Genomic DNA, 16,302 nt, shown 5'->3' with positions numbered 1-16,302 from the left:
CTCGAGCGCGCGCTAGCCTCACGGATGTGACACCCGAACCGCGCGACACCCCCACCCGCACCGGCCTCCTCGCGGCGATCGGCGCCTACGGTCTCTGGGGCGTCCTCCCGGTGTTCTTCCTCCTGCTGGTGCCGGCGGGCGCGTTCGAGATCGTCGGCTGGCGGATCCTCTTCTCGCTCGTCGTGTGCGCCCTGGTCATCACGCTCGCGCGGCGGTGGCCGCACCTGGTCGCCATCGCGCGGCAGCCGCGGCTCCTGTTCGGCCTCGCCCTCGCCGGGCACCTGATCCTCGTCAACTGGACCGTCTACGTGTACGGCACGCTGTCCGGCCACGTGGTCGAGACCGCGCTCGGCTACTTCATCAACCCGATCGTCACGGTGCTGCTCGGCGTGATCCTCCTGCGCGAGCGCCTGCGTGCGCTGCAGTGGGCGGCGGTCGGCCTGTCCGCGGTCGCGGTGGCGGTCATCGCGATCGGCTACGGGCAGCTGCCGTGGGTGTCGCTCGCGCTCGCCGGGTCCTTCGGCCTCTACGGGCTCGTGAAGAAGCGCGTCAGCGGGGGAGCGGACGCGCTCTCCGGCCTCGCGCTCGAGACCGCGTGGCTCGTCCCCGCGGCGACGGTGATGCTCGTGATCACGGGTGCGGGCGCCGGGCTCACCATCGGCACGGTCTCGCTCGGGCACACGCTGCTCCTCGTGAGCACGGGCGTGGTCACCGCGGGCCCGCTCCTCCTGTTCGGCTTCGCCGCGGGCCGGCTCCCGCTCTCCGTCATCGGCCTCACGCAGTACCTGGCGCCGCTGCTGCAGTTCGCGTTCGGGGTGTTCGTGCTGCACGAGGCGATGCCGCCCGAGCGCTGGGCCGGCTTCGCGATCGTCTGGGCCGCGCTCGTGCTGCTCACCGTGGACATGCTCCGGGCGTCTCGTCGGCCGGGCATGGCGTCGACGCCCATCCGGAGGGATTCAGCGGTCGTCGACGGCATCTGATGCGGATCCCGTCGCGCATCGCGCGAACGGTAACGATCCGGTCGCGTTACACGACGGAAATGCCGATGCATTGTGCCCGTCTCATCCGCGCCCTAGGGTCGCACCAGGCGAGGCGCGCATTCGCGGGCCTCATGCACCACATTCCCGAGCATCACCACACACATCCATAAGGAGCACCATGAGCGCATTCGGCAGGGTCTCATCCTCCCGCTCACGATCTGCCCGCACAGCCCTCAGCGCGGTGACCATCGCGGTCGCCGGCGCCCTCGTCCTCGCCGGCTGCTCCGGCGGCGGCGGCAGCGGCGGCACCACCGCGAGCGGCGACCTGGACCTCAAGATCGGCACGATCCTGCCGCAGACGGGCTCCCTCGCCGTGCTCGGCCCGCCCGAGATCGCGGGCGTCGGGCTCGCCGAGAAGGACATCAACGATGCCAAGGCCGGCATCCAGGTGACCGTCACCGACAAGGACTCGGGCGACACCACGACCGACATCGCCAGCCAGTCGGCCACCTCGCTCATCGCGGACGGCAACAGCGCCATCATCGGCGCGGCGTCCTCTGGCGTCTCGAAGACCTTCATCGACCAGGTGACCCAGGCCGGCGTCGTCCAGCTGTCGCCCGCGAACACCTCGCCCGACTTCTCGACCTACAAGGACGACGGATACTTCTGGCGCACCGCCCCCTCGGACGTGCTCCAGGGCCGCATCCTCGGCAACAAGATCCTGAAGGACGGCAAGACCAACGTCTCGATCCTCTACATGAACGACGCCTACGGCACGGGCCTCGAGGCGAACATCAAGAAGACGCTCGAGGACAACGGCGCCACCATCGCGGCCGAGCAGGTGTTCGAGCCGTCCGCGACGGACTTCAACAGCGCCATCACGTCCGTGCTCGCGCCGAACCCCGACGCGCTCGTCGTGATCTCGTTCGACGAGGTCAAGACCATCGCCGACCAGCTCGCGTCGAAGGGCTTCGACTTCAACAAGTTCTACGGCACGGACGGGAACTACGGCATCATCACCGAGGCCGACACCAACGTCGACATCGCGGGTGCGCAGTTCACGAACCCCGGCGTCGAGGCCAAGGAGGACTTCCAGTCCCGCCTCCAGGACATGGTGAAGGCCGAAGGCGACCCCGCCCTCACGGTCTTCAGCTACTCGGCCGAGTCGTACGACGGCACCGTGCTCCTCGCGCTCGCCGCTCTCCAGGGCAAGAGCACCGACGGCGCGACGCTGAAGGCCAACCTGAAGTCGGTCTCCGAGGGCGGCACCAAGTGCGAGTCGTTCGCCGACTGCGCGAAGCTCATCAAGGAGGGCACCGACATCGACTACGACGGCCTCTCCGGCCCGATCACGTTCGATGACAACGGCGACCCGACCGAGGCGTACGTCTCCGTCTACAAGTACGGCCAGGGCAACACGCGCACCTTCTCCGAGCAGGTCTACGGCAAGCTGAACTAGCACCCGCACCACGCACTGCTGAGGGCCCGGTCCGCATGGACCGGGCCCTCCGGCGTGCTCGGGGTGGAGCCGAGGCCCCGCGGGCGTGCGGCGGCGTCCACCACGGCGATCGCGGGATCACCCACCGGCCCGTGCGCCTCGCCGTCGACGTGCTCCCGCTCCCCGCCCCGCCCCCGACACGACGACGCGGCACCCCCGGAGGGATGCCGCGTCGCGTGGTGCGGGAGGGCGGATCAGGGCTGGGGCGCCACCTTCGCCTTCTCCTGGTCGGCCGCGAGGGTGCCGAGGTACAGCTCGATGACCTTCGGGTCGTTCATGAGCTCGCGCCCCCGGCCCTCGTACGCGTCCTTGCCCTGGTCGAGGACGTAGCCGCGGTCGCAGATCTGCAGCGCGCGGCGGGCGTTCTGCTCCACGATCATCACGGAGACGCCCGCGCGGTTGATCTGCGCGACGTTGATGAACGTCTCGTCCTGGCGCACGGGGGAGAGGCCCGCCGACGGCTCGTCGAGGAGCAGCACCGTCGGGTCCATCATCAGCGCGCGCGACATGGCGACCATCTGGCGCTCGCCGCCGGAGAGGGATCCGGCGCGCTGCTTCAGCCGCTTGCCGAGCTCCGGGAACAGGTCGGTGACGAACGCCAGCCGCTCCTTGTACATCTTGGGCTTCTGGTAGGCGCCCATCTGCAGGTTCTCGTCGATGGTGAGGGTGGGGAACACGTTGTTGTTCTGCGGCACCATGCCGACGCCCCGCGAGACGAGCTTGTCGGCCTTGAGCCCGGTGATGTCCTGGCCGTTCAGCTCGATGCTGCCGCCGCGCACGTCCACCTGGCCGAAGATCGCCTTGAGGAGCGTGGACTTGCCGGCGCCGTTCGGGCCGATGATGCCGACGAGCTCGCCCTTGTCGACGTGCACGTTGCATCCGTTGAGGATGTTGACGCCGGGCAGGTAGCCCGCGTGGAGGTCGGTGGTCTGGAGGACCCGCTCTGTCGTCACTTCTCTGCCGCTTCCTTCTCGATCTCGTCCTTGACGAGGTCGGACTCCATGTCCTTCGCCACCTCGCGCTGGCCCGTGAGCGTGCCGAGGTCGGTGTCGTGGTGAGCGCCGAGGTAGGCGTCGATGACGGCCGGGTCGCTCATCACCGTCGAGGGCGGGCCCTCGGCGACGATGCGGCCCTCGGCCATGACGACCACCCAGTCGGCGATCTCGTTGACCATGTGCATGTCGTGCTCGACGAACAGCACGGTCATGCCCTCGGTCTTGAGGTCGAGGATGTGGTGGAGCAGCGACTGCGTGAGCGCCGGGTTCACGCCGGCCATGGGCTCGTCGAGCATCACCAGCTCGGGCTCGGTCATGAGCGCGCGGGCCATCTCGAGGAGCTTCCGCTGGCCGCCGGAGAGGCTGGCCGCGTAGTCCTCCTCCTTGGCGTCGAGCTTGAACTTCTTCAGGAGCCCGCGGGCGCGCTCCGTGATCGCGTCCTCCTTCGTGCGCCACAGCGGGCGGATCAGCGCGGAGAAGAAGTTCTCGCCGCCCTGGCCGGTGGCGCCGAGGCGCATGTTCTCCAGCACGGTCATGCCGCCGAGGGCCTTGGTGAGCTGGAAGGTGCGCACCATGCCGAGGCGGGCCACGCGGAACGCGCTCATCCCGGCGAGGTCCCTGCCGGAGAACTCCCACGTGCCGGTGTTCGGCTTGTCGAAGCCGGTCAGCAGGTTGAAGAACGTGGTCTTGCCGGCGCCGTTCGGGCCGATGAGCGCGGTGATGGAGCCGCGCGGGATCTCCAGGTGCTCCACGTCGACCGCCGTGAGGCCGCCGAACTGGCGGCTGACGCCGTGCGCGACGATGATCGGGTCCTTCTTGGCGCAGCCGGGCCCGGCGTCGCCGTCGAGGATGGCCGAGACCGGGGTCTTGTCAGGCAAAGTGCGTCTCCTTCTTCTTCCCGAAGATGCCCTGTGGTCGGAAGATCACGAGCAGCATGAGCGCGACGCCCACGATGATGAAGCGGATCGGGCCCTGCTGGGTGCTCGAGATGGGCAGCCAGCCGTTGGTGACCGCGAGGCTGAGCAGGCCGTCCGAGAGCGACAGCGTGACCCAGAAGATGATCGAGCCGATGACGGGGCCGAAGATGGTCGCGGCGCCGCCCAGCAGCATGATCGTGTAGAGGAAGAACGTGAGCTGCGTGCCGTAGTTGTCGGGCTGCAGCGACCTCGGGAGGATGAAGACCACGCCCGCGAGCCCGCCGAACACGCCGCCGAGCACGAGCGCCTGCATCTTGTAGGAGTACACGTTCTTGCCGAGCGCGCGGACGGCGTCCTCGTCCTCGCGCACGCCCTTCAGCACGCGGCCCCAGGGGCTGCGCATGAGGAGGAACACGAGGAGGCAGGCGATGCCCACGAGGCCCCAGCCGACGATGCGGATCCACCACTGGTCGGAGGAGTACGTGAGCACGCCGGCGCCGAAGCGGCCCTCGGGCAGCGGGTTCAGCTCGTTGAAGCCGACGGCCGCGCCGTTGATGCCCTCGGAGCCGCCCGTGACGTCCGAGAACTCGGGTGTCTTGACGCTCAACCGGATGATCTCCGCGGCCGCGATGGTCACGATGCTGAGGTAGTCCGCCCGCAGCCGCAGCGTCGGGATGCCGAGGATGAGCGCGAACACGGTCGACGCCAGGATGGCCATGAGGAGGGACGCCCACACGGGCCAGCCGTAGATGACCGCAGTGACGGCGAACGCGTATCCGCCGATGGCCATGAACCCGGCCTGTCCGAAGTTGAGCAGTCCCGTGAAGCCGAAGTGCACCACGAGGCCGACCGTCGCGAGCGCGTACGCCGCGGTGGTGGGCGAGAAGATCTCGCCGATCGCCAGGAAGATGAAGTTGGTGTTCATGCGCGGCTAACCGATCCGATCTTTCCGGCCCAGGATGCCCTGGGGCCTGATGAGCAGGATGACGATCATGACCACGAGCGCGGCCACGTACTTCATGTTCTCGGGCAGGACCATGGTGCTGACGTTGATGAACACGCCGATCACGATCGAGCCGATGAGGGCGCCGAACGCCGTCCCGAGCCCGCCGAGCACGACGGCGGAGAAGACGAGCAGCAGGATGGACGCGCCCGTGTCCCAGCGCAGCGACTGGTAGTAGGCGATGAAGACGCCCGACAGCGCGGCGAGGGCGGCGCCGCCGACCCAGACCACGCGGATCACACGCTCCACGTCGATGCCGGACGCGGCCGCGAGCGAGCGGTTGTCGGAGACGGCGCGGGTGGCCTTGCCGATCTTCGTGTAGAGCAGCACGTACGCGACCGCCAGGAGCAGCACGATCGAGACGATCGCGCCGGCGACGTCGGTGAACTTGAGGCTCACCGGCCCGACCACGAGGAACGGCGCGGGGCTGTTGGGGAGCGTCAGGCGGTCGGCGCCGAAGATGAACTGGAAGAGGTAGCGCAGGGCGAGCGAGAGGCCTATGGTGACGATCATCAGCGGCACGAGCCCGAGGCTCCGCTTCCGCAGCGGCTTCCAGATGAGCCAGTCCTGCGCGTACCCGAACGCCCCGCCGAGGACCACCGTGATCGCGATCGCGAGCACGGGGTTGAGCCCGAGCAGGTTGCTGAAGAGGTACGCCATCAGCGCGCCGAAGGTGACGAGCTCGCCGTGCGCGAAGTTGTTGAGGCCCGTGGTGCCGTAGATGAGGGAGAGCCCGATGGCCGCGAGGGCGAGGAGGAGGCCGAAGATGAGGCCGGTCACCACCTTGGGCCAGAAGATCTTCCAGAAGTTGTTCTGGGTCACGGGCTCCGCGGTGCCGGAGACCGCGCCGGTCTCGGTGTCCGGCGCGGCCGTCTCGCCCCCGGTGGGGGTGGACGCGCCGGCCCCGGCGCTCGCGCTCGGCGCGGGGGTCGACCCGCCGGAGCCGCCCGCCGCCGCGTCGGGCGAGACGAAGAAGAAGGCCGGGACGCCCTTGTTGCCCGGGGAGACGTCGATCTCGCGCGGGCTCGAGCCGGCGCGGGGGACGCCGGCGCCCTGCGGGATGGTCGACTCGTCGACCTGGACGGTGAACGACCCCGGCGCGGCGAGCCCGACCTCGGCCTTGCCGTCGGCGCCGGTGACGCCCGTGGTCTCGACGCCGCCGCCGGTCACCGTGACGGTGACGCCGGCGATGCCCGTCTTGTCGGCGTCGGCCCGCACCCAGACGAGCAGCGACTGCTCGGCGGTGGCCGGGTCGACCGCCTGCGGTGCCCCGCGCGGATCCGCGTGGGCGCCGGCCGGGGCCGAGAGGACGAGCGCGGCGCAGGCGAACGCCACCGCGAGAATCAGGGCCCAGACGCGCTGCGCGCGCGCTCCGGCCGAACCAGTGGCTATCACTAGACCTCCATGGGGGGAGCCGGCGGATGGTGAGATCCGCGCAGGCGCCGCGACTACCGTCAGGACGACGTTGGTTGACAGTACGTGCTGATTATGTCCTGGATGTTTCAGCCGTGTGCCGCGTGGCGGCGTGCTACGGCGGGAATGCGCACCGGCTACGGCGGTTAACATCGACACACCGGTTGCCGACGCGGTCCCCCGGCCCCACCACCCGCCTCTCATCCCCCTGGAGGGAACTTGGATCAGTCCGACCCGTTCGGCGTCATCGGCCTCACCTACGACGACGTCATGCTCCTGCCGGGGCACACCGACGTCATCCCGAGCGAGGCGGACACCACCTCCCGGCTGACGCGCAACATCAGCGTCGCCGCCCCCCTCCTCTCCTCCGCCATGGACACCGTCACCGAGGCGCGCATGGCCATCGCGATGGCGCGCCAGGGCGGCCTCGGCGTGATCCACCGCAACCTCTCCATCGAGGACCAGGCCGCCTTCGTCGACAAGGTGAAGCGCAGCGAGTCGGGCATGATCACCAACCCCGTCACCACGCGCCCCGACGCCACGGTCGCCGAGGTCGACGCGCTCTGCGGCCAGTTCCGCGTCTCCGGCCTCCCGGTCGTGGAGTCGGACGGCACGCTCGTCGGCATAATCACGAACCGCGACATGCGCTTCGTGTCGCCCGTGCAGGCGGCGACCACCCTCGTGCGCGACGTCATGACCCGCACGCCGCTCATCACCGGCCGCGTCGGCATCGACCCGGACCACGCCATCGCGATCTTCGCGGAGCACAAGATCGAGAAGCTCCCGCTCGTCGACGACGCGGGCAAGCTGCGCGGCCTCATCACGGTCAAGGACTTCGACAAGTCGGAGCAGTACCCCGACGCGACGAAGGACGCCGAGGGGCGCCTCCGCGTCGGCGCGGCCATCGGCTTCTTCGGGGATGCCTGGCAGCGCGGCATGGCCCTCGTGGACGCGGGCGTCGACGTGCTCGTCGTCGACACGGCCAACGGCGACAGCAAGGGCGTGCTCGACATCATCCGCCGCCTCAAGTCCGACCCCGCGTCGGCGCACGTCGACGTGATCGGCGGCAACGTCGCCACGCGCTCGGGTGCCCAGGCGCTCATCGACGCGGGCGCCGACGCGATCAAGGTGGGTGTCGGCCCCGGATCCATCTGCACCACGCGCGTCGTCGCGGGCGTGGGCGTGCCGCAGGTCACCGCGGTCTACGAGGCGTCGCTGGCGGCGCGCGCGGCGGGCATCCCCGTCATCGCCGACGGCGGGCTGCAGTACTCGGGCGACATCGCGAAGGCGCTCGTCGCCGGCGCGGACACCGTCATGCTCGGCAGCCTCCTCGCCGGCTGCGACGAGAGCCCCGGCGACCTCATGTTCGTCGGCGGCAAGCAGTTCAAGAGCTACCGCGGCATGGGCTCGCTCGGCGCCCTGCAGACGCGCGGATCCAAGACCTCGTACTCGAAGGACCGCTACTTCCAGTCCGACGTGCCGAGCGACGACAAGCTCATCCCCGAGGGCATCGAGGGCCAGGTGCCCTACCGCGGGTCCCTCGCGAACGTGGTGTACCAGCTCACGGGCGGCCTCCGGCAGTCGATGTTCTACGTCGGCGCCCGCACGGTCGGCGAGCTGAAGGACCGCGGCCGCTTCGTGCGGATCACGGCGGCGGGGCTCAAGGAGTCGCACCCGCACGACGTGCAGATGGTCGTCGAGGCGCCCAACTACCGGCGCTGACGCGGGAGCGGGCGGGAGCCGCTCGGGTCCCGCGCGGCCGAGGAGGGGCCGGTGCATCGTGCGCCGGCCCCTCCTCCGCGTCCCGGGCCTCCCTCACAGGCGACGGGCGGCCACGCGCGTCCGGCGCGTCGTCGACGAGCGGCCCACCGCATCGGCGACGCGGCGACACTGCCCGCATGCCCTCGCATCCGCCCTCCTGCTGCCCGCCTCCCCCTCCACCCGTCCCCGGCCTCCGCGCGTGGGCGCTCGGTCCGCCCGGTGTGGTCCTGATCCTCTCGGGGCCCCCGGCGGCGGCTCCGGCAGCAGGCGCGGGCACGGCGGTCGCCGCGGTCGAGGAACGCGCCGAGGCCGCCACGGTGGCGCGTGCCGAGGCGCGCGGCGAGCTCGTGCGGCTGCGCGCCGGCGTGCACGTGGACCGGCGAGCGTGGGAGGCGGTGTCGGCGCGGGAGCGGCACCTCCTGCGCATCCGCGCGCTGGCCCGCGTCTCGACGACGCCCGTGGTGCTGGGCGGGGCGTCGGCGGCGGCCGTGCACGACCTGCCGCGCATCGCGCCCTGGCCCGCGCTCGTGACGCTGCTCGACGCGCCGGGCACGTCCCCGGGCCGCCGGGCCGGCACGCGCGTCGTGCGGGACCCGGCGGAGGGGCGGTCCCCGCTGGTAACCGTCGCCGACGCAGTCCGCGCGCCGGGCCTGGCCGCCGCCGCGCTCGCCGCCTCCCACGACGCGGCGATGGAGGCCGTCCGATCCGCCGCGCCGCGCGGTCCCGGCTGGTTCGCGCACGGGCTCGTCGCTCTCGACGCGGCGCTCGCCGAGGAGCGGCCCGGGCGCGCCGCCCGCTCCGAGCTGGAGGCGGAGCGCGCGCTGCGCGGGCCCGGCCCCTGGAGCCGACGCTCCGAGATGCTCGTCGCGGCGGCCGACGGGGCCGCTGCCTCCGCGGTCGAGTCCGTCGCCCGCGGCGTCGTCCACGAGGCGGGACTCCCCGCCCCCGTCGTCGCGCCGCTCGTGCCGGGGCACGCGCGGCTCGCCCTGGCGTGGCCGCGCGAGCGGGTGGCTCTGCGGATCCTCGGCGGGTCCCCTCGCGACGCTCCGACGGCCGCGCCGGCGACGGGGCCGACGGGCGACTCGGAGGGATCGGACGGCGGCTGGCGCGTCATCGAGGTCGCCGAGCGCGACGTCCTGGGGGCAGGGCGCCTGAGGGCGCTCCTCCTCCACGCCGGCCTCGAGCCGGAGCGGCGGTCCGCGCCCGCCGGGGTCCCGGGTGGTCGCGGCGGCCCGGCCGACGACCGGCCGCGCAGGAGCCCGCCGCTAGGCTGTGGGGGTGAGTGATGTAGAGATCGGCCGCGCCAAGCGCGCCCGCCGCGTGTACGCGTTCGACGACATCGCCATCGTCCCGTCGAGGCGCACGCGCGACCCGCAGGACGTCTCGGTCTCGTGGTCCATCGACGCGTACCAGTTCGAGATCCCGATCCTCGCGGCGCCCATGGACTCCGTGGTCTCCCCGACCACGGCCATCGCGATGGGCCGCTTCGGCGGCGTCGGCGTCCTCGACCTCGAGGGCCTCTGGACCCGGTACGAGCACCCCGAGCGGCTGCTCGAGGAGATCCGCTCGCTCCCGCCCGAGTCGGCCACCGCGCGCATGCAGCAGATCTACGCCGAGCCGATCAAGCCCGAGCTCATCACCGCGCGCATCGCCGAGATCCGCGCGGCCGGCGTCGTCGTCGCCGCCGCGCTCTCGCCCCAGCGCACCGCCGACCACTACGAGACGGTCGTCGCAGCGGGCGTCGACCTCTTCGTCATCCGCGGCACCACCGTCTCCGCCGAGCACGTCTCCAAGGGCGCGGCGCCGCTCAACCTCAAGAAGTTCATCTACGAGCTCGATGTGCCCGTCATCGTCGGGGGCGCGGCCACCTACACGGCGGCCCTGCACCTCATGCGCACGGGCGCGGCCGGCGTGCTCGTCGGGTTCGGCGGGGGAGCGGCGTCCACCACCCGGTCCACCCTCGGGATCCACGCGCCCATGGCTACCGCGCTCTCCGACGTCGCCGGCGCTCGCCGCGACTACATGGACGAGTCCGGCGGCCGCTACGTGCACGTCATCGCGGACGGCGGTCTCGGCAGCTCGGGCGACATCGTCAAGGCCATCGCGGTCGGCGCCGACGCGGTCATGCTCGGGAGCACGCTCGCCCGCGCCACCGATGCGCCCGGCCAGGGCTACCACTGGGGCGCCGAGGCGCACCACTCCGAGCTCCCGCGCGGGCACCGCGTGCGGGTCGACCAGGTGGCGCCCCTCGAGCAGATCCTCTACGGCCCGTCCACCACTGCCGACGGGAGTGCCAACCTGGTCGGCGCGCTCCGTCGTGCCATGGCCACCACCGGCTACTCCGACCTCAAGGAGTTCCAGCGCGTCGAGGTCGTCGTCGCGCCGTACGGCAAGTAGCCCGCGTCCGGCCGCCCGGCCGGTCCGGATCGCGCAGGCGGCACGGGAACATGCGGGGCGCGGCCCGCGTTGTGAACCACAGGAAGAGGGAGGTGCGCGCATGGCGGAGGTCCGTCGCGTCAAGCTGCCGGGTGTCGGCGTGCTGCACACCTTCATCACGGACGATGGGGGCAAGGTCGGCGTCATCGCCCACCGCTCCGGCCACAGCGACCTGATCACCTTCTCCGAGGAGCAGGACGGGCCCGACACGCAGAAGGTGTCGCTCCGCCTCAGCGAGGACGAGGCCCACACGCTCGCCGAGCTCCTCGGCGGCACGCGCATCACGGAGTCGCTCGACAAGCTCGACCAGATCCCCGGCCTCAGCATCGACTGGTTCACGGTCGACTACGACGACCACATCGCCGGACAGGCGCTCGGCAACCTCGCGTCCCGCGGCGTCGTCGGCCTCACGGTGGTCGCGGTCGTCCGCGGCGAGTCCGCGAACCCGGCACCGTCCGACGACTTCACCGTCTACCCGGGCGACACGCTCGTGGTGGCCGGATCCCCCGAGAAGGTCGCCAAGGCCTTCGCGTTCTACCGGACGGGCGCGTTCCCGCACCGCCCCGCCTCCGGCTCCGCGCCGGACGGAGGGTAGCGGGTGCATCACGGCCTCGACCTCATCGTCCTCGGCCTGCTGTTCGTCCTCGCCTACGCGTTCGGCCAGCTCGGCAAGCGCATCGGCCTGCCCGCGATCCCCATCTACATGCTCGTCGGGCTCCTCGCGAGCCCGAGCGTGGAGTGGTTCCCGCTCGACTTCGCCTCGGGCGACATCGAGCTCATCGCCGTCTTCGGCCTGATCCTGCTGCTGTTCAACCTGGGCCTCGAGTTCGACCAGGACGAGTTCTTCGGCAACGCCGGCAAGCTCATCGTCTCGGGCGGCTCGTACGTGCTCATCAACATGGGCGTCGGGTTCGCGTTCGGCTTCGCCCTCGGCTGGGGCACGCGCGAGGCGCTCGTCATCGCGGGCATGACGGCGACCTCGTCGAGCGCCATCGTCACGAAGCTCCTCATCGAGCTGAACCGCCTCGCGAACGACGAGACGCCCATGATCCTGGGCGTCACCGTGGTCGAGGACATCTTCATCGCCGTGTACCTCGCCATCGTGTCGGTCGTCCTGAGCGGCCAGACGGAGCCGTGGGCCGTGGTCGGGCAGCTGGCGATCTCGTTCGCGTTCCTCGTGGTCATGTTCACGGTCGCGCGGAAGGGCGGCGCGTTCCTGTCGCGCTTCATGCGCACGCGCGACGTGGAGCTCTTCACGGTGCTGTTCTTCGGCCTCGCGATCCTGTTCGGCGGCATCGGCGAGGTGCTCGGCGTCACGGACGCGATCGGCGCGTTCCTCATCGGCCTCGTGCTCGGGGCGACGCGCATGCGCAACCGCATCGAGCAGATCGCCATCCCGCTCCGCGACGTCTTCGGCGCGTTCTTCTTCCTCAACTTCGGCCTCGCGCTCGACCCGCGGGAGTTCCCCACCGTCCTGATCCCGGTGCTCGTCGCCGTGCTGATGACCGTCGCGCTGAACCTCATCGCCGGCCAGTTCGTCGCCTGGCTGAACGGGCACGGCGCGCAGGCCGGTATCAACACGGCCTTCATCCTGCAGAACCGGGGGGAGTTCGCGCTCATCCTGGCGACGCTCTCGCTCTCGGCGGGGCTCGACGAGCGCATCCAGCCGTTCGCGGGCCTCTACGTCCTCGTGATGGCGATCATGGGGCCGCTGCTCGCCGCCAACTCGGTGCGCATCGGCACGGCCGTGCTGCCCACCCGCTACCGCTCCGCCACCAAGCGGGCCGCCGCCAAGGCCGAGCGCGACGCGGAGCGGGCGGACGCGCTGGCGCTGTTCGAGGCGGCCGAGCGCGGCGAGGCGCGTGGCGACGCGGCCTCCGAGGCGTACGACGACGGCCTCGCGGTGACGGGATCCCGTCCGGGCACGGCCGCCCGCGGCATGGCGCCGGGCACCGGCCCGGAGGCCGACGGCGCCCGCCGACCGACCGCCGCGGCGGTCGGCCCCGACGCCGGTGCGCCCGACGACGACGACGCCGACGGGCACCCCGCCCCCGACCGGCGTCGCGCCGAGCAGGCCGGCCAGCAGTCCGACCACGACACCTGGACACCGCCCACCCGCGAACGGGAACCCGACTACTGATGACGCACGCACCCGAGCCCCGCCCCGGCCCCGCCGCCGGATCCGCGCACCTCGCCGACGAGGCGGACCCCGTTGCTCCCACCGTCGGCCAGGTCGCCCGCCGACCCCGCTTCATCGCGCTGCTCGCGCTGGCGCTCCTCATCGCCGCGGGCTTCGCCGCCCTCGGGCAGTGGCAGCTGGCGCGCGCGGTCGAGTCCGGCGTCGTCATCGAGCGCGACACCGAGACCGCGCTGCCGCTCGGCACGCTCGTCGAGCCGCAGGGCTACGTGACGGACCGGTCGGCGGGTCACCTGGTCACGGTGTCGGGATCCCTGGTGCCCGGCGACTACGTCGTCGTGTCCGACCGCCTCAACGACGGACGCACGGGCGCCTGGGTCGTCGGCCACCTCGCCATCTCGGACGCGGGCGCGCCCGGGGGAGACACCGACGGCGGCCTCCCGGACAGCGTGCCCGTCGCCCTCGGCTGGGCCGCCACGGACGCCGATGCCGCGGGCGTCGCCGCCGCGCTGAACGCGGGCGTCGGCGCGCCGACGGGCGACGCCGAGCTCGTCGGCCGCTTCCTCCCGAGCGAGTCGCCCGAGCCGCCCGGATCCGGCCAGGACCCCGCGCGCATGACGCGCCTCGCCACCTCCGCGCTCGTCAACCTCTGGCCGGGCGACGTGGGCGACGTCTACAACGGCTTCATCGTCGCGTCGACCCCGGTCGCCGGCCTCCAGGCCATCGACTCGCCGCCGCCGAGCGAGGCCGTGCAGCTCAACTGGCTCAACATCTTCTACGCGGCCGAGTGGGCCGTCTTCGCGATCTTCGCCATCGTCATCTGGTACCGCACCGTCCGCGACGCGTGGACGCGCGAGCAGCCCGGCTACCGCGAGGACGACGAGGACGAGGACGACGAGGATCCGCTCCCCGAGGATGCCGACGACGAGGTCTCCGGCGCTCCCCGCCGCGGGAGCCGCGCAGACGCCGACCGGTAGGATCCACGCATGGCCTACGGACTCAAGCGCTCCGACGTCCCGCAGATCCGGAGGGTCCTCGGCTTCTACCGCGTCATGGCGTTCATCACCGGCGCGTTCCTGCTCCTCCTCGTCGTGGAGATGGGCTTCAAGTACCTGCCGGGCTTCCAGTTCGTCGACGGATCCCTGCAGTACCTCGCGGGCGCCGGCTACGAGCTCGAGCTGAACGGCCCGTCCGGCTTCCTGGCGCTGTCGCCGGCCGACACCCTCACGGGCACGAACCTCAGCCTCATCATCCAGATCGTCCACGGCAACATCTACGTGGTCTACCTCATCAGCGACTTCCTGCTCTGGCAGAAGATGCGCTGGTCGTTCACCCGCTTCATCCTCATCGCCGCGGGCGGCGTCGTGCCGTTCCTCTCCTTCGTCGTCGAGTCGCGCATCGCGCGCCAGGTGCGGGAGGTCATCGCGAAGCTCGAGACCCCGCGGCGCGCGAACGCCGCCGACCGCGACGACGAGGACCCCCGACCCATCGACCCGACCACCACCACGGAGGCCACCACTTGAGCGTCGACAACCCCACGAACCAGCGCCCCGTCCTCGTCGTCGACTTCGGCGCCCAGTACGCGCAGCTGATCGCCCGCCGCGTCCGCGAGGCCAACGTCTACTCGGAGATCGTGCCGTCCACGATCACGGCCGAGGAGATCCGCGCGAAGGACCCGTCCGGCATCGTCCTCAGCGGCGGCCCGTCGAGCGTCTACGAGGAGGGCTCGCCCGGCCTCGACGAGGGGATCCTCGACCTCGGCGTCCCCGTGCTCGGCATCTGCTACGGCTTCCAGGTCATGGCCCGCGCCCTCGGCGGCGAGGTCGCGCACACCGGGCAGCGCGAGTACGGATCCACCGCGGTCACGCTCACGCCCGGCAGCACCCTGCTCGACGGCCAGCCCGACGACCAGACCGTGTGGATGAGCCACGGCGACTCCGTGTCGAAGGCGCCCGAGGGCTTCGAGGTGCTCGCCTCCAGCGCCTCCACGCCCGTCGCCGCCTTCGCGAGCGACGAGCGCCGCCTCTACGGCGTGCAGTGGCACCCCGAGGTCAAGCACTCCGCGCACGGCCAGGCCGTGCTCGAGAACTTCCTGCACCGCGCCGCCGGCATCCCCGGCGACTGGAACAGCGGCAACGTCATCGCCGAGCAGGTCGAGCGGATCCGCGCCCAGGTCGGCGACGCGAAGGTCATCTGCGGCCTGTCCGGCGGCGTCGACTCCGCGGTCGCCGCGGCCATCGTGCATCGCGCGGTCGGCGACCAGCTCACCTGCGTCTTCGTCGACCACGGCCTCCTGCGCCGCGACGAGCGCCGCCAGGTCGAGGAGGACTACGTGGCCGCCACGGGCGTCCGCCTCGTCACGGTCGACGCGGCCGAGCAGTTCCTCGACGGGCTCGCGGGCGTCACGGATCCCGAGGCCAAGCGCAAGATCATCGGCCGCGAGTTCATCCGCTCGTTCGAGGGCGCCGCGGAGGCGCTCGTGCTCGAGGCGAAGGCCGACGGCGAGCCCATCCGCTTCCTCGTGCAGGGCACGCTCTACCCGGACGTGGTGGAGTCGGGCGGAGGCACGGGCACCGCGAACATCAAGAGCCACCACAACGTCGGCGGCCTCCCGGAGGACCTCAAGTTCGAGCTCGTCGAGCCGCTCCGCACCCTGTTCAAGGACGAGGTGCGCGCCATCGGCCGCGAGCTGGGCCTGCCGGAGGTCATCGTGGGACGCCAGCCGTTCCCCGGCCCCGGCCTCGGGATCCGCATCGTCGGCGAGGTCACGGCCGAGCGCCTCGAGCTGCTGCGCAAGGCCGACGCCATCGCGCGCGCCGAGCTCACCGCCGCGGGCCTCGACCAGGAGATCTGGCAGTGCCCCGTCGTGCTGCTCGCGGACGTCCGCTCGGTCGGCGTGCAGGGCGACGGTCGCACCTACGGCCACCCGATCGTGCTGCGTCCCGTCTCCAGCGAGGACGCGATGACCGCCGACTGGACCCGCCTGCCGTACGACGTGCTCGCGCGCATCTCGAACCGCATCACGAACGAGGTGGACGGCGTGAACCGCGTCGTGCTCGACGTCACGTCGAAGCCGCCGGGCACCATCGAGTGGGAGTGATCCTCCCGCGCACGCCGTGAACGACGAAGGCCGCTCCCCTCGGGGAGCGGCCTTCGTCGTGC

At 71.6% G+C, this 16,302-nt stretch carries 14 protein-coding genes; 10 read left to right on the top strand and 4 right to left on the bottom strand.

Annotated elements, in window-relative coordinates; translation table 11 throughout:
- The first annotated feature begins 26 nt into the window (after positions 1-26).
- Both rarD and ACU4ZT_RS13555 read left to right on the top strand, forming a co-directional pair.
- Positions 27-980 (top strand): EamA family transporter RarD, encoded by a 954-nt coding sequence (rarD, locus tag ACU4ZT_RS13560; RefSeq protein ID WP_445337357.1) that lies wholly within the window; start codon positions 27-29, stop codon positions 978-980.
- 241 nt (positions 981-1,221) lie between these two features.
- Positions 1,222-2,439 (top strand): ABC transporter substrate-binding protein, encoded by a 1,218-nt coding sequence (locus ACU4ZT_RS13555; protein ID WP_270981790.1) that lies wholly within the window; start codon positions 1,222-1,224, stop codon positions 2,437-2,439.
- Between the two features lie 233 nt (positions 2,440-2,672).
- Here ACU4ZT_RS13555 and ACU4ZT_RS13550 read toward each other — a convergent pair whose 3' ends face one another.
- From ACU4ZT_RS13550 to ACU4ZT_RS13535, 4 genes are read right to left on the bottom strand one after another with little or no spacing between them, the layout of a single operon-like run.
- Entirely contained in the window at positions 2,673-3,431 is a 759-nt protein-coding gene (locus ACU4ZT_RS13550; protein WP_445337356.1) for an ABC transporter ATP-binding protein, read from the bottom strand.
- On the bottom strand, positions 3,428-4,351 hold the full coding sequence (locus ACU4ZT_RS13545; RefSeq protein WP_063070841.1) for an ABC transporter ATP-binding protein: 924 nt from the start codon (positions 4,349-4,351) through the stop codon (positions 3,428-3,430). Before ACU4ZT_RS13545 ends, ACU4ZT_RS13550 begins: the two co-directional genes overlap by 4 nt.
- The gene (locus tag ACU4ZT_RS13540; RefSeq protein ID WP_063070842.1) at positions 4,344-5,315 is read right to left on the bottom strand and encodes a branched-chain amino acid ABC transporter permease; all 972 of its coding nucleotides are present in this window, start codon (positions 5,313-5,315) and stop codon (positions 4,344-4,346) included. Before ACU4ZT_RS13540 ends, ACU4ZT_RS13545 begins: the two co-directional genes overlap by 8 nt.
- Before the next feature lie 6 nt (positions 5,316-5,321).
- Positions 5,322-6,788, bottom strand: a complete 1,467-nt coding sequence (locus ACU4ZT_RS13535; protein ID WP_270981791.1) for a branched-chain amino acid ABC transporter permease — start codon at positions 6,786-6,788, stop codon at positions 5,322-5,324.
- Between the two features lie 237 nt (positions 6,789-7,025).
- Here ACU4ZT_RS13535 and guaB point away from each other — a divergent pair, with 237 nt between their 5' ends.
- The 8 genes from guaB to guaA all read left to right on the top strand — a co-directional run bounded on the left by guaB (position 7,026) and on the right by guaA (position 16,240).
- On the top strand, positions 7,026-8,528 hold the full coding sequence (gene guaB / locus ACU4ZT_RS13530; protein WP_063070844.1) for an IMP dehydrogenase: 1,503 nt from the start codon (positions 7,026-7,028) through the stop codon (positions 8,526-8,528).
- Positions 8,529-8,704: 176 nt separating this feature from the next.
- Complete coding sequence (locus ACU4ZT_RS13525; RefSeq protein ID WP_414764010.1) at positions 8,705-9,853, top strand: hypothetical protein; 1,149 nt, start codon at positions 8,705-8,707, stop codon at positions 9,851-9,853.
- Positions 9,846-10,964 (top strand): GuaB3 family IMP dehydrogenase-related protein, encoded by a 1,119-nt coding sequence (locus tag ACU4ZT_RS13520; RefSeq protein ID WP_414748674.1) that lies wholly within the window; start codon positions 9,846-9,848, stop codon positions 10,962-10,964. The genes ACU4ZT_RS13525 and ACU4ZT_RS13520 overlap by 8 nt, the downstream gene beginning before the upstream one ends.
- A 100-nt stretch (positions 10,965-11,064) precedes the next feature.
- Positions 11,065-11,598, top strand: coding sequence for a cation:proton antiporter regulatory subunit (locus ACU4ZT_RS13515; protein ID WP_445337355.1), 534 nt, complete (start codon positions 11,065-11,067; stop codon positions 11,596-11,598).
- A gap of 3 nt (positions 11,599-11,601) precedes the next feature.
- Complete coding sequence (locus ACU4ZT_RS13510) at positions 11,602-13,143, top strand: cation:proton antiporter (protein ID WP_270981793.1); 1,542 nt, start codon at positions 11,602-11,604, stop codon at positions 13,141-13,143.
- Positions 13,143-14,117 (top strand): SURF1 family cytochrome oxidase biogenesis protein, encoded by a 975-nt coding sequence (locus ACU4ZT_RS13505; RefSeq protein WP_270981794.1) that lies wholly within the window; start codon positions 13,143-13,145, stop codon positions 14,115-14,117. Before ACU4ZT_RS13510 ends, ACU4ZT_RS13505 begins: the two co-directional genes overlap by 1 nt.
- 9 nt (positions 14,118-14,126) lie before the next feature.
- Entirely contained in the window at positions 14,127-14,663 is a 537-nt protein-coding gene (locus ACU4ZT_RS13500; protein ID WP_063070849.1) for a DUF3817 domain-containing protein, read from the top strand.
- Positions 14,660-16,240: a glutamine-hydrolyzing GMP synthase gene (gene guaA / locus ACU4ZT_RS13495; protein ID WP_445337354.1), complete on the top strand. Its 1,581-nt coding sequence runs from the start codon at positions 14,660-14,662 to the stop codon at positions 16,238-16,240. The genes ACU4ZT_RS13500 and guaA overlap by 4 nt, the downstream gene beginning before the upstream one ends.
- Positions 16,241-16,302: the final 62 nt, after the last annotated feature.

The organism is Clavibacter davisi (assembly GCF_052751415.1).
The sequence above is the reverse complement of the archived record's forward strand: the minus strand, read 5'-3'. Positions and strand labels throughout refer to the sequence as shown.